The 14,258-nt window shown below is 58.9% G+C and carries 14 protein-coding genes; all 14 read right to left on the bottom strand.

What is annotated here, in order from left to right; genetic code table 11:
* Positions 1-53: 53 nt before the first annotated feature.
* On the bottom strand, positions 54-1,172 hold the full coding sequence (locus tag GN112_RS13450; protein ID WP_155310696.1) for an alanine racemase: 1,119 nt from the start codon (positions 1,170-1,172) through the stop codon (positions 54-56).
* Positions 1,165-1,974, bottom strand: coding sequence for a nicotianamine synthase family protein (locus GN112_RS13445; protein ID WP_155310695.1), 810 nt, complete (start codon positions 1,972-1,974; stop codon positions 1,165-1,167). Before GN112_RS13445 ends, GN112_RS13450 begins: the two co-directional genes overlap by 8 nt.
* Positions 1,975-1,977: 3 nt before the next feature.
* Positions 1,978-2,865, bottom strand: coding sequence for a nicotianamine synthase family protein (locus GN112_RS13440; protein WP_155310694.1), 888 nt, complete (start codon positions 2,863-2,865; stop codon positions 1,978-1,980).
* 23 nt (positions 2,866-2,888) lie between these two features.
* On the bottom strand, positions 2,889-4,769 hold the full coding sequence (locus GN112_RS13435; RefSeq protein WP_155310693.1) for an energy-coupling factor transporter ATPase: 1,881 nt from the start codon (positions 4,767-4,769) through the stop codon (positions 2,889-2,891).
* A gap of 10 nt (positions 4,770-4,779) precedes the next feature.
* Entirely contained in the window at positions 4,780-5,712 is a 933-nt protein-coding gene (gene cbiQ, locus GN112_RS13430; RefSeq protein WP_231717018.1) for a cobalt ECF transporter T component CbiQ, read from the bottom strand.
* Positions 5,693-6,322, bottom strand: coding sequence for a cobalt transporter CbiM (cbiM, locus tag GN112_RS13425; RefSeq protein ID WP_155310692.1), 630 nt, complete (start codon positions 6,320-6,322; stop codon positions 5,693-5,695). Before cbiM ends, cbiQ begins: the two co-directional genes overlap by 20 nt.
* A 21-nt stretch (positions 6,323-6,343) precedes the next feature.
* A complete protein-coding gene (locus tag GN112_RS13420; protein WP_162458917.1) occupies positions 6,344-6,577 on the bottom strand; it encodes a 4Fe-4S binding protein in 234 nt (77 codons plus the stop codon).
* 60 nt (positions 6,578-6,637) lie between these two features.
* On the bottom strand, positions 6,638-7,267 hold the full coding sequence (locus GN112_RS13415; RefSeq protein WP_155310690.1) for a DUF3786 domain-containing protein: 630 nt from the start codon (positions 7,265-7,267) through the stop codon (positions 6,638-6,640).
* Positions 7,268-7,333: 66 nt separating this feature from the next.
* Positions 7,334-7,939, bottom strand: a complete 606-nt coding sequence (locus GN112_RS13410) for an FmdE family protein (RefSeq protein WP_155310689.1) — start codon at positions 7,937-7,939, stop codon at positions 7,334-7,336.
* A 26-nt stretch (positions 7,940-7,965) separates the two neighbouring features.
* Positions 7,966-8,499: a tRNA (N6-threonylcarbamoyladenosine(37)-N6)-methyltransferase TrmO gene (tsaA, locus tag GN112_RS13405; RefSeq protein WP_231717017.1), complete on the bottom strand. Its 534-nt coding sequence runs from the start codon at positions 8,497-8,499 to the stop codon at positions 7,966-7,968.
* Positions 8,500-8,522: 23 nt separating this feature from the next.
* Complete coding sequence (locus GN112_RS13400; protein ID WP_155310688.1) at positions 8,523-10,733, bottom strand: TonB-dependent receptor; 2,211 nt, start codon at positions 10,731-10,733, stop codon at positions 8,523-8,525.
* A 198-nt stretch (positions 10,734-10,931) separates the two neighbouring features.
* Positions 10,932-12,026, bottom strand: a complete 1,095-nt coding sequence (locus GN112_RS13395; protein ID WP_155310687.1) for an iron ABC transporter substrate-binding protein — start codon at positions 12,024-12,026, stop codon at positions 10,932-10,934.
* 44 nt (positions 12,027-12,070) lie between these two features.
* Positions 12,071-12,823: an ABC transporter ATP-binding protein gene (locus GN112_RS13390; RefSeq protein ID WP_155310686.1), complete on the bottom strand. Its 753-nt coding sequence runs from the start codon at positions 12,821-12,823 to the stop codon at positions 12,071-12,073.
* Positions 12,820-13,914: a FecCD family ABC transporter permease gene (locus GN112_RS13385; RefSeq protein ID WP_231717016.1), complete on the bottom strand. Its 1,095-nt coding sequence runs from the start codon at positions 13,912-13,914 to the stop codon at positions 12,820-12,822. Before GN112_RS13385 ends, GN112_RS13390 begins: the two co-directional genes overlap by 4 nt.
* Positions 13,915-14,258: the final 344 nt, after the last annotated feature.

The following is a 14,258-nucleotide window of genomic DNA, read 5'->3' as shown; positions in this document are numbered from 1 at the left end:
CAGCTTGCCTTCGTATCTTCCGGATGGGCCGGCCGATCAATAAGAATAAACGTTTAAACATAGCACCCCCGGGCATCGACAGGTTCCGTTTCAAACTCGCCGTGCGTCGTGAGGAGATAAAACGTATCATACTGATTGACGCAATGACTCACCGCAACGGGAACAATACTCAGCCGCTGTCCGATCTGGGGCGGCTTTGGGCAGCGGCTGACGTCGACCCAGCCATGTTCCTCGTGGAGCCGGAAAATCCGCGCCTCGGGATATTCGGGGATAAACCCCATCTCGAGGTTCTCGTTCCGCAAAAGCGGTTTGGCGGACAGGGCCTTGGCGCCGGCATCGATAATCACCTGCCCCGGGACCACGTCCGAAACCACGGTGGCGACAACGCGGACCGCACAGTCTTCGAGGGTGCAATGACCAAATTTCAGGCTGAAAGCATCCTGATAAACCGCCGTACCGACACGGATCTCGTTAACATGCCGGACCCGGTGGGTGTTGAAGAGCGATGGGGTCGATCCGGAGGAGACGATTCGCGGTCTGAGACCGGCGGCGCAAAGGGTGTCATGGGCCGGCTCCCACAAACGGTTGATCGCGTCGTAACTGTCGGCCGACCGGGCGGCATCACCATAAAGGTGTCCCAGGTAAATCTGAATGCCGTCAAAACGTAGCCCCTTACGGGTGGCCGCCAAACGGGCGAGACGGGTGAGTTGACCGGGATCGGCGACGCCGCAGCGATGCAGCCCCGCGTCGAACATGATCAAAATGCCGATGGTGGTAGCCTGCTCGCCGGCGGCATGGGCCAGTTCCTCGATCAGGTACTCGGTATCGGCGGCCACGCTGATTTTGTGATGCTGTGCCAGCCTGGCCAGGGATCCGGCACGCTGGGCACCCACCGCCGGATAGGCAACCAGGATGTCCAGATTCTCAATTGCCGACATGACCTCGGCCTCGCCCACCTTGGCTACGGCAACGCCGACCGCGCCGGCGTCCAGCTGCATGCGGGTGATGCGCAGGGATTTGTGCGTTTTGACATGCGGCCGCACGGCAAACCCGTGATGGTCCGCATAATCCTGGACCTGGCGGATGTTTTTGCGGACAATGGCCTCGTCTACCAGGAGAAAGGGGGTTGGAATGGATGCGGTAAGGACGTCCAGGACGTTATCGTTAGCCATGTCCCTCCTTGATCACGAACACCGACGTATTGTTCACCGGCGGCTCGGGACGAATGCGCCGGTATTCCTTGAGGGGGTGAGGAAGCCCGCCGACATGATCCCGGTCGAACAGACGCCTGAAGCCCTTTTCATAAATGCGGTAGGAGAGTTTCATCCCTTCCGGCAGGGTACGGGCGAGATGTTTGAATATCTCATCCTTGGGGATGGCATCGGCACCGACCATGACGAGGTTGCACGGCCGGGACAGGGGCAGCGTGAAGTGGTCCCCGAGAAGGATGTTGATGCTGTCGCCGAGTTGCAGCCGCTCGATCACCTTTCGTGAAAGATCGGCATTGAAGGGATCCCGTTCGATCCCGACCCCCGTAACGGCATGACCGCGGACCATGCTGATGAGGCTGAGCGGCACCGGACCGCAGCCCAGAAAGACCACCCGGTCACCGGCCTTCAGTTCGGCGCCCCGGCATTCCATTTCCGCCAGTTGCAGATAATTGGGGTAGTAGACGAATCCCCTGAGGGTTTCCCATGGATCGCCGCTGTCGATAATGGCCCCGGCCCGTTGGCGCTCCAGCCGCAGGGCGTGGATCTGCTTGAGCGCGGCGATCTTTTCGATGACTGGCTGCAGGGTGTTGTCGGCAACTAGGGCATCGACCTGGCTGTCATCGACATCCAGGGTGGCCAACCGATTCAAGGTTTCCATCTGCTCATAAAACACGTCTTGCGGATCGCCTATAATCTGCTGATCGGAAATATGGCGGCATTCCGCGAAGATCGCCAACAATTGGGATTTTATATTTTCCAACATGACTTATCCGTCCAGTTTGGCTATCACCACGGTGTTGTTGACCCGCCCCATGGGAAAAAACCGGCCGACGATGGTAAACCCATCGATGTCGTCGGCGGCCACCGGCGCATGCAAAATGGCCCGCATACCGCTGTAGGTCCGGTAAAACACGCTTGCATCGGTTTTGCCCGTTTCCATCAGGATACGCCGCAAATTACCAAAAATCCGTTTTTTGGGCATGGCCATGGCAGCGACCAGGATCGTGTCCCAATCCAGATCCCGCAGCAGGGTTTCGTCGCCATGCACGATGTCAATTTCATGTTCCAATCCGAGGCTGCCGACCACCTTTCTCGATAACGCAGCAGTAGCGTCGTCGATTTCCAGCCCCACGGAACGGATACCGGCCAGGTGATTCAGGAGAATCAAGCTGGAAGGCACCGGACCGCAGCCGATAAATGCCAGGCGGCTGCCGGGCTCGATGTTGTACAGTTCAATCTGGTTTTTCACCAGGGCTTCGTAGCGGGGGTACAGCGGAAAGGACTTCAGGGTTTCCCAGGGAGCGCTGGTGTGGAGCAATCGCTCGGCCAGGTGGACTTCATGGATGCTGAAAAAGGTATCGTAATAGGCACGAATCTCCGGCAGGACGGCGTTTATCTCCGGTTCGGCCAGAATCAGTTCGGCCAGATGCTCTCCGGCGTCCATATGGGCCAGGTCGTCGAGGATCAGAAAAAGCCGATACAGGTCGTCGGCGGGCAGTGCCCTGAGCGCCGCTTCATCATATTGTCTGATTCTGTCGGCAAACGCCATGATATGGGGTTTGATGATTTCCAGGCTGTGCTGGCAATCCTTGCAGCAGCCCAGAAACTCGTGCTGGGTCAATTCGTGGTCGTGATGAAAGTTGACATCATGCATGGGTGTGTCTTCCGGGTTAAACGTTATTTTTCGTCTTCTGGTTTCGAATCATTTCCCATGGTGTCGGTCATGGACGGTGCATCCTGGGCTGAATGGGCATGATCGTGGGCACCATGCTCGCCGTCATGCCGATGATCGTGATATCGCCGGCTGGCACCATGGCGGTGCGGATCATCTTCACCGGGATGGCTGTGCGCAAAACGGTGCCGGTGGGTGTGCTCGTGCTTGTGGAGATGGTCGTGATTCACTCTCTCGTGTTCATGCGGATGGTCATGCAGATGCCGGTGAAGATGGCTGTGCGCGTGCTCATGCTCATGCTGCAAGGCCAGGATCGCCTCGCCGCAACGCTGGCGAAAGGAATAGGCCAGGCCGTTGAGATTACCCAGCCGGTCATCCTTGAAAAAGGCCTCGGTGGCCAGATCCTGACAGATCGCCCCCTGGTGCATGACCACCGTTCGATGGGTCAGTGCGCCCACAAAGAACATGTCGTGACTGACCAGCAGTTGGGTCACATTCAGGTCGCCGAGGATCGACAGAAGCAACTCCTCCCCCTGGGGATCGAGCCCGGCCGTGGGTTCGTCCAGAATCAGCAGCTTGGGGGACATGGCCAACACACAGGCCAGGGCCAGGCGTTTGCGCTCGCCGCCGGACATGTGCAGGGGAACCCGCTTTTCAAACCCCTCCAGGCGCACCCGGGAGAGCGCTTCCTCCGTGCGTTGACGGATCTCGCTTTTGGATGCGCCCATCTGCTTCAGACCGAAGGCGATCTCCTCTCCGGCACTCGGGCAGAACAACTGGTCGGCACAGTCCTGAAAGACCATGCCGATGTTGCGCCACAGATGTTTGCGCAGACGGCGGGTCACCGGCTGTCCTTCGAAGCAATAGGTACCGGTCCCTTGCTGCAACCCCAGCAGGCAGGCGAGCAAGGTGGTCTTGCCGGCCCCGTTTTCACCGACCAGGGCCATGCGCTCGCCGGGTGCGATGGAAAAATCGACCCGGTCCAAGGCATGGGTGCCGTCCGGATAGCGGAAATCATAGTTGCGCATTTCAAGCATGGGCGCCGGGACGTTTGTCTCAACCGGTGCCACCGGCGGGCAGACACGCACCGGGTGGCCGTTTGCCATGCCATCGGAAGGGGCTTCCAGACGGAAGGAAAAATCCAGCCCATGGGACCGCAACCGGCTGCGCTGGGCCACGAGGTCGTTCATGGTGTAGTCGTGGGCAATCTTCCCATTTTTCATCACCACGGCGCGCTGGCACAGCTCGAAGAGGAAAAGCAGGTCATGACTGATGCAGATCAGCGTGCCCTTGAAATCCATGAGCAGATCCAGGAAAACCTGCTCCTGGCTGGGATCCAGGTTGGTGGTGGGCTCGTCGAGAAGCAATACTGCCGGCTGCATGGCCAAGAGGCCGGCCAGGGCGGCCCGTTTTTTCTGTCCGAAACTTAAGTGATGCGGCGCCTTGTATGCCCTGTCGGCCAGATGGACCCGTCCCAGGGCCCGCAGGGCGGCCTGCCGGGCACGATCACGGGATAGCCCCTGATTGGAAGGGCCAAAGGCGACATCGTCGATCAGGGTGTGCCCGAAAAGCTGATCGTCGGGATCCTGAAACAAAAGCCCGATTTCCAGGCGGCTGCGATCCAGGTGGTCGCCGACAAGGGGACCGCCCTTGAAACGGACCGTGCCGTCCTCGGGCAGCAGCAATCCGCAGAGCTGTTTTATCAGGGTGGTTTTGCCGGAACCGTTTTGCCCCACCAGGGCGATACGCTCTCCCCGGGCAATCTCGAGATTGATCCCGCTCAAGGCCAGGGGGCCGTTCACATAGCGATAATTCAAATCGGTCAGTCTGAACAACGGGGTGTCGGGATCGGGAAGCGGCATTCCGGTAGCTGCAGCGTCGATCATCGAACCTCTCCTACCACGCCATGCGATCGTAAACGAGCAACGCCACGCCGATGGTCAACCACAGGCCTGCGCCGACAATATCCACGGGGCGCAGGCGCAACTCAGCCTGTTCCGGGAAACGCCCCTTGTAGCCACGCGCGCGCATGGCGTCGAATACCCGTTCGGTGCGCTCGAAACTGCGCACGAACAGCATTCCCAGGAAATTGGCCATGGCCTGGACCGTGGCCAGGCCGGTGCGTTTGCGAAAACCGCGCACCTGCATGCCGGTGGACATGCGCCGGGCCTCGTGGCGGAACACATTCAGATACCGGTAGCTGAGCAGCACCATCTGACCGACCATTTCCGGCACACCGAGCCGGGATAGCCCCTGGAGGGTTACCGGCAGGGGCGCCGTGGCCAGCAAGGGTTCCATGAGCAGGGTGATGGCCACGGCCTTGGCGGCAATGGTCGCGGCCAGATGGAATCCACGCATGCTGAAATGAAGCCATTGCAGACCACCGAAAACGATGACCGTATCACCGTTTTTCAGGGGCACGGTAAAGGGCATGACCAGCAGGAACATGGCGATGAATCCGACGATGGCCAAAAGCCGCATGAGCACTCTTGCCAGGGACACCCGCGCCACGACCAGCACCAGGCACGACAACCCAATGGCCGCAAGCGCCGTTGGCATCTTATGGATGGCCGTGATCATGAAGCTGTAGACGAGGATGGTGACAATCTTGCAGCGCACATCCCAGCGGTGAAGCGGCGTGTTGCCGGCACGACCCTCCAACTGGGGCACCGACCAGTCCGGCTCGCCTTTTTCCATACTGGCAGCGCGGGCCACGCGCTTCAGCACGGCCACAATGACGGCCAGCACCACCACCGGCAGGCCCACCATGGCGAGAAGTTGCCAAAGCGGCAGTTGGACAACGGTCACCTCATCCATGGGCCTGTCCATGCGCCGGCTCCAAGCCGTGCAGCAACAGGGCCGGTTTGACCCGGGCCAGGAAACCGATCGTCAAGGCGCTCACCGCGCCTTCGATGATGATCACCGGCACATGCGCCGCCAGGGCGAGCTTGGCCACACCGAAAAAATCCTCGCCACCGGTGACCAGCAACACCGCCAGGATCAGGGCCGCCAACACCGTTCCCCCCGCACCGACCAGGCCGCCGACCAATGCCTGGCGTGAGGGACTGCTGCCCTTGAATGCCTGGAAAAACCAGCCGCACGCGAGCGCGGGTACCCCCATCATCAAAGCGTTGGCGCCCAGGGCCGTCAGGCCGCCGAATTGAAAGAGCAGACTCTGCAAGAGCAGGCCCAGGCCGATGGAAAGAAAGGCCGACGGCCCCAGAATCGCACCGGTCAGCCCCGGAATGATGAGATGCACGCTGGTGGGGCCGAAGGGAATATGGATCAGGGAGGCCACAAAGAAGGCGGCGGTCACCACCGCCAGTTTGGGCATTTCCTCACTGCGGGTCTTGCGGGCACTCCAGACGGTCAGGCCAAGGCTGACCGCATAACTGCCGATGGACACGGAAACGGGCAGAACCCCGTCGGATATGTGCATAATTTACTCCTTCGTTTGGGATCATGAGCCGACATGTTTGACGAAAATGGCATCCAGCGGGCATGCCTCGATACAGTCCCAGCATCCCATGCACATGTCCTGAAAAACCACCGGTGATTCAAAAGGACCATCCAGCGTTTTAATCACCTTGTGGTCGCACGCCGGCGCCGCCAGACAAAGCCCCTTGTCGGGGTTGCATTGGTCCGGATGGCATTTTTCGTAGTCAATCGATGCAAATGTTTTTTTAGACTGCATGTTCATGGTTACCTGTCAGGTGTGGTAATATTTTTCAATCTTGTGCGTTTCCAGGTTGCCTCAGATAGGGGAAACCGCCGCATCTTTCAGCCGACGCGTCAAAGCGGCACCGGTCATGGCCAGGCTTTCCGGATCAAGATAGTACTCGGCCTGTTTCTGAAAGAGAGTGGTGCCATAAGCGGGAAAATCCTCGTCGCCGTCAGCAAAGAGCAGCAGCAGGTCAATCCGTGGCAGCGCCGTGAAGCGCAGTACCAAATCGTAGTTAAACAAGCCTTCCTCACGAACACCCCCAAGTTTTTCGCCGGCCTCGAACAGAGCATCGATGCGGCCCGTGAAAGCACCGACAATGGCCTTTTCCGTATCGCTGGCGAAATAGTTAACATTGGTGAAGTGAGATTCTTTTTTAAAGTCCCGGAAGGCACACCAGTCTTCATCGCGATGGATTTGCGCAGGGCAGCGAAGAAGGTATTTGGCCAGGATAACACAGACGCCATAGGACGGCGCCGTACCTGATTCGTCAACAAAACCCTCCTTCGAAATCAGATACGGCTGTCCGAAAAAAGTTACCGAGAATTGATCACCCCTCGATTCCAGCCCAAGAATCGGGGCAGCGGAGGTCAGATCGAGGTTGGCGATCTGAGCAAGGTAAGTTTGATAATTTTTTTTAAAAACATCCGAAGTCATGGCCATGGACTTGGCCTTTGCTCCCCGACCATAAAACTATCGGTCGCCAATGGGTTTTCATATCGGACACAATCAAGCCAGGCATCCCCGGCAAACCATGGTTCCATCGACGGCTTCCAGTTTGGAGGCCATGGTCGGTTCACCGCAGCGGCTGCAGGGCTGGGAGGGTTCGATGCGGGCCTTGTCGGGCATGCCGGCCGTTACCGGCATAACGACAAAAAGATCCTCGGCCGGGATGTTGAGCACCTCGGCGGTCCGTTGGGCCCCCAGTTCATCAAGTTCGGCCCGTTCCGCCTCGGTAATCTTGCCGTCGCGCGTCTTCTTGAACAATTCGATCTGGCGTTCGTTGACCCGAAAAGAATCGGGCTTCATGGCCAGGCGTACGCCCGTTCCGGTGCGGCGGTTGAAAAAAGTGAACCCCATCTTGCCGTAATCCTTGTAGATCAGATTGCCCTTGCCGAAGGTACAGCCGGTCAGCACCTGGATGGCGTCCACGCAGCAGGCATCGGTTTCCACGATGGCCACCAGTTCCTCATCCAGGGCGCGCTGTTCTTCCAGCCAGGCCAAGCCGGTCGTGGCCGCCTTGTATCCGATGGCCAGTCCGCCGCAGATGTGACCATGAAAGGTCGCACACCGCTTGAAATCATCACTTTCCAAAATCTCCTGTGCGTTGTTCATTGCAGTTTTCCTTATGGTAATTTCAATTAATCGGCTTCCATTTCCCGATGGATCTGTTCCATCCAGGCCGGCATGGTCAACTTGTCCACCGTCATGTAACTTCTGGAATAGGGCTTGATATCGATAATCGGGCTGCCATCCACCGCTTCCAGTCCTTTTACCGTAATCACATTTTTCTCTCTCGCAACCAGCGGAACCGCCGACACCAATACGGGGTTGGGACGGGCCGGGCTGCAGGTGGCGAAAATGCCCTGCCGGGGCAGGTCCTTGCGTCCCATGGGATGGACTTTCTTCAGGTTCCGCCGGGCCGGATCGATCAGGTGCGGCCAGTAAAGCACCAGCACGTGGGAAAAGCCCTCGATACCGTCGAGCAGTTCCGCATAGGCGGCATCGATGACCACTTCGACAACGGCATTTTCAACCTGGCGGTGATAAATCTTGATATTCTCCATGCGGTCGGTCAGCGAGAGCCCGGCTTCATCGGCCGACAGCATGGGGGTTTTAATGGGGCTGCGTACCACACCGATGGGGGTGAGTTGCATGGCTGGCATCGTCATCATTTCATTTTCCATCATCGTCTCCATCAGATTTCCAACGACACGGACAGCAAACTGGTGAAGGGCGCACCGGCGTAGTAACTTGTGCTTCCCGACCGGCTGTCGTCCATGGCGTTGATCAGTGAAACGTACTCCTCGTCGAACAGGTTAATGAGTTCCAGGGAGACCTTCAGCGATTTACAAAAGGCGAAGTCTTTCAGGGTGTAACCGACCTTCAGGTTGGCGACCACATAGTTGTCGACTTCCTCCGTGTTTTCGGCGTCCCCGTATCGGTCGTCCAGGTAGCTCAGCATGGGCACCACCTCGAAATTCCTCCAGCGCAGGATCAGGCCGGTCTTGAACATCCACTCGGGCGTATCCACCACCTGATTGTCCTCGGTATCCATGGTGGCCCCGGCATAGGTCAGGTCTTCGTCATAGGTCAGGGAGGTGTAGGTGGGGTTGAAGAAAAAGGTCACGTGGTCGCCCAGGAAAAAATTGGTCTCCAACTCGACGCCGTACCCGGTGGCCTCGCCCACATTCTGATAATAATTCACGCCAGTTGTGCCGATACGGGGGTCATGAACGGTCGTGAGCAGGTTCTTGTGTTTGGTGTAAAAGAACGTGGGCATGATTTCCATCCAGGATAGACGGAAACGGGCACCCAGCTCGATGTTATCGGAAGTCTCCATGTCGTAACCGCTGAACATGTCGTCCAGTGTCACCCCGGCGGCCTGGAAAGCGGCCCGGTTTTTGTTATAAACGTTAACCAGCGGTACATAGGCATAGGGCCGGATCTGGTTGCGGCCATAGCTGGCGAAAAGTTCGATGTCGTCGCCGATGTGGCAGTTGACGCCCACCGTGGGCAGCAGCTCGTCGTAGGTCTTTTCCTGACGGTACAGATCGGACGCCTTGACCAGTTGATAATCCGGCGCCGAGGCCGTATAGCCCTGGCTGGCGGGATCGGTGTAGTGGAAGTACTTGAGGCCGGCCTGCCAGTCAAGGGGACCGGTGCTGCCGGCCAGCTTGAGATAGGGGCTGTGCACAATGCCGTCATCCTCGTTTTCCATCACCATGCCGTAGCCGGCAAAAGCGTGTGTCGCGACATTGTAGTACTTTTGGCTGATGACCATATCCGAATCTTCAAACCAATACCCCAGGGACGCGGTCAGCCAATCGAAACGGTAGTCGAGCTGGGAGATCAGGCCATAACGCTCGATATCACGCATGCGTCGCTGCACGACGTAGTTCCCGCTGACGGTGGTTCCACCGAGGATATCGGTATCTTCCTTGGAGTAGTAGGGTTTGACGGTCAGCTTGAACGCATCGGTAAAAGAGATGGGAATCACGGAGAGGAAATCGCGGTTGCGGTAATTGCCGCGGTTGTAGTCGAAATAATTGATATCCTGCGAGGCGATGCCGGTCAGAGACCCGTTGTAGTCGTTGTCATAGTTATCGCCCAGATCCTTGACCTCATCGTAGGTCAGCGGTTTGTAGAGGTTCTGGTCGAGGTCGTTGAGGTTGAACCAAAGCTGGATCGTGTCGCGGTCGTTGATGGGCTGGCTGAGCATGATGTTCGCATTCTTGCGCGGCCCCAGGTCGCCGGGCCCCTTCCATTTCTCGGCATCCGTATAGGAGCCGGAAACGGACAAGCGCGTACTGACCACCGGCAGAGCTCCCGAATCCAGACGCAGGAAGGTCCGGCTGTAGGCATTCTCGCCGATGCCCTGGCCGAATTTGACACCCCATGTTTCCTCGGGCCACAGGGGACGCAATTCGATGGCACCGCCGCGGGCCCCGACACCGGTTCCCAGATCGGCCGGCACGGCCCCCTTGTAAACGGCAATGCTTTCAAAATTCTCCATGTCGTAAAGGTACTCCCGGGGTCCCATGGGATTTCCGCCATAATTGGGAATCCCGGCCACGGTCATGGCGCCCAGAAAACCGCGCACACCGCGGATGCGGATGTTTTTCTGCTCGGCGGCCAAACCAAACGGGTCGATACTCTCGACGCTCACGCCAGGCAAAATATTGACGGCTTCGTAGACACTCACCGCGGCCTTGGCTCCCTGGGCATCGATACCCTCCCGAATGATCTCGCTGCCGGTGTAAACTGTGTCGTTGGTCTGTTTGGTCGGCTTGACCAGTTTCTTTTCACGGACAACGATCGACTCCAGCGTCACCGGCTCTTCCGCCATCGCCACCGTAGGGAAAAGCAACAGCACACCCATGGTCACAAAACAAATCGTCCTTTTCATCCCTCCTCCTCCATGTCTGTTTTCAGTAATACAGGTTCCCGGCGACACTGGTCCGTTCGGCCTGACTGTTTCTGAAATGACCGTCCGTATCGAGAAAAACTGCCGCCCACCGAGTCCGTGCGCGCCGCTCCCGAGGCATTGATGGAAACGGATGGGTTGTCGATGGATGCCTTCACGGCACCTGTTTTAAGGTATTGTTTACCGAGAAAACGCGGCCGCCTGGCCGATGGGACCATACACCGCAGCCATCTGTGCATACACCGGTTTGCCGACCAGGAACGTATAAATGGCATCGGCCTTGGCGAATAGGTCTACATCGCTGAAGTGCTGTGGATAGATCGTCTTGCCGATGGCATAGGCATCGGCCATGGCCGTGCCGATGTTGGTAGTATAAAAATTGAACGGCAGCAGGGTGAAGACCCGCTTTTCCCGGAATGCCTTGAGTACCTGGTAGAAGTCCGGTTTTTTGCGGTAATCCTCCGCTACCAGGGCTAGCCCGCCACCGTCGATGAAGATCACGTCGGGATTGAGCCCCAAAAGGGCCTCCTTGTCCACCACCACGTGGCTGCCGCCGGCCGTCGATCCGACGTTTCTGGCCAGGTTGACGGCGTGGTTCCAGTCCAGGGGAATGTACTGCCGCTGGGTGCTCTCGATACCGTGAGAGCCGCGATAGCCGATGCCGCCCACGTAGGCGCGTGGTTTTGCATCCTCGGAGATGGCGCCCGTGCGCCGATCCAGATCCTGACGCAGCCCCTCGAGATAGGTCACAATCGCCTCGGCACGCTCCTCGCGTTCCAGCAGGGTGCCGACCAGATGCAACGAGGTGTAGACGGCCGTATCGAAAACAGCCAGTTCGCCATAACTCAAGACCGCCACCGGGATGTTTAGGGTCGTGGCCACCTCGTCGGCCAGTGAGCGATTCATATAGGTTACGAAAATCAGATCGGGTGCCACGCGCAACACGGCCTCCATGTCCGGTTTTTTATTAATCGCTCCCGGCCCACCCGGTCCGATGACGGGCAGGGTTTTGAGTTGCGGTTGGGCCAGCCAGTAAGGACGGCCGTCCGGTTCGCGCAGTTCCATGGATTCCACACCCACCACCACATCCTGGGCCTGGAGATAAACGATCAGGCGCAAGGCCCCCGGACCGATGCAGATGATCCGCTCCGGCTTTTCCGGCACGGTCACGGTCCGGCCGACCAGATCGGTCACCGTGCGTTCCCCGCCCATGGCCGGAACACAAAACAATACAACACTCAGCAACACCAGCATGCACGCAGTTCTACTTCTCATTACACCTCTCCCGCTTCCATCGTATTCCTTCTTTCATCCATCCATCAAACCGGCACCACCACCCGCTGGCCGGCCACCGTCTGCATCGTCACCGGCAGACCGTAGACTTGCTCGATCGTTTCCGCATCCAGTTCGTCCCGTGCGGCCAGCCGATGGATCCGGTGGTCCTTGACCAGCAGAAAATGGTCGGCAAACCGCAGCGCCAGGTTGAGATCATGGATGGCCATCACGGCCGTCAACCCCTCGACATCGACCACGTTTCGCACCAGACGCATCACCTCCATCTGATTCTTCAGATCGAGGTTGCTGGTGGGTTCGTCCAGAAGCAGGATCTGCGGCGATTGGGCCAGGGCGCGGGCGATCATCACCTTCTGCACCTCACCGCCGCTAAGATCATCGACGTGGCGAAGGGCCATGGCCGACAAGCCCATGCGCGCCAACACCGCCTCCACCACCGCGTAGTCGGTCTTGCCGGCGGAAAGGCCCATGTGCGGCCGCCGGCCCAACAGCACGACCTCGTACACGGTCAGGCGCTGCTGTTCGTGCTGTTGCGGAACATAGCCCACGCGCCGGGCGATGGCGTTCTGGGAAAGCCCCAGGAGATCCTCGCCGGCCAGAAAAATCGCACCTGCCTGGGGGCGCAAAATACGGTTGAGGCATTTGAGCAGTGTCGATTTACCGGCCCCGTTGACGCCCAGGATCGCCAGCAGTTGTCCCTTTTCCACACTGAAGGTGACCGCGTCCAGAACCGGATGGCTGTTGTAGGCAAAATTCAGGTTGGCCACTGAGAGGATCATCGCCGCCCCCGGATCAGGAGATAGAGAAACATGGGAGCCCCCATGAAGGAGGTGATGATCCCCACCGGCAGGGCACCGGAGCCGATCATCGCCCGCCCCAGGGTATCGGCGGCCAGCAGCAAAAGAGCGCCGATCACCGATGAAAAGGGGATCACCAGCCCGTGGTCGGCGCCCACCAGGCGCCGGGCGATGTGGGGGGCGATCAGCCCGACAAAACCGATCACGCCGTGAAAGGCCGTCACCACGGCCGCCATCATGGCCGCTGCCAGCATGCCCACCAGGCGCAGGCGGGCCACCCGCACGCCCAAGCCGCTGGCGGTCTCCTCGCCGGCGGCCATGGCGTTGAGGTCCCAGCGCCGCAGCATCAAAAAGAGGGTCACCCCGACCACCACCAGGCTCAGGACACCGATCTCTCTCCAGCTGGCCCGGGTCACATCGCCGAAGGTCCAGAACACCACCATGGCCAGTTGGGTGTCCGAAGAGAGGTACTGGACCAGCACGGTCCCGGCCATGAACAGGGAGGTCAGGGCTACCCCGGCGAGGATAATGGCATCGGCGGAAAGCCGCCGGACGCAGGCCAGCAGCATGATCACCATGGTCGATCCCATGGCGCCGGCAAAGGCGCAAACCGTCACCCAGACCAGTCCCGAACCAAGCAGCACGATGGCGACCGAAGCACCGAAGGCGGCACCGTGGCTGATACCCAGGGTCATGGGCGAGCCCAGGGGGTTTTTCAGCAGGGATTGGATCGTCAGGCCGGCCAGCGAAAGCCCCCAGCCGGCCACCAGGGCCGCAACGATCCGTGGCAGGCGGATCTTCCAGACCACGATATCGGCCGGCCCGGCCGCCGCGCCGGAGAGCACCTGCAAAAGGTGATCGAGGGTGATGTCGTAGGCGCCCTGGGTGATGGCGACAATCGCCAGCCCGATGGCCAGGGCAATACCGCCGAGCAACAGAATCTTTTTCCGGCGCACATGACCGAGAAAAGTGGCCGTCACCCGGCCCGGAGGCTGCGCCATCGGTGACGGTTCGGATTCGTTGTTGTCAAGCGATGCATCGTTGTTTTTCATGGTCGAAGACAGGCCGGTCATAGGCGCCTTTCGGGTTGCATCCGTCCAAAAAATACAAAAAGCCACGCAAAAAAACGGGACGGTCGGGTCCCGCTGACATGGCCTTCGTGGCTGGATTCTTGATTGTGGTTTACAACACGATCTGGTGAATTGTTCAGCTTCTGCCGAACGGCTTTAGACAGAGCATATACCCGGCTATGACTGGCTCTGTCAACCGCTTTCGGGCAACCTCACAGGGCAATCGCATTCAGATCGATTTTCTATTTTTCGCGGTCATGGACCGCTCCTACAACTCCCAGTGGTGTCATTGTTTATTGTGGTTTGCTGTAAGAGCTGGCCATGCCTGCGCCCCCTATTTTGTATAG

The sequence above is a fragment of the Desulfosarcina ovata subsp. ovata genome (genome assembly GCF_009689005.1).
Lineage (GTDB): Bacteria > Desulfobacterota > Desulfobacteria > Desulfobacterales > Desulfosarcinaceae > Desulfosarcina > Desulfosarcina ovata.
This window is presented reverse-complemented; position numbering and strand designations above follow the sequence as displayed.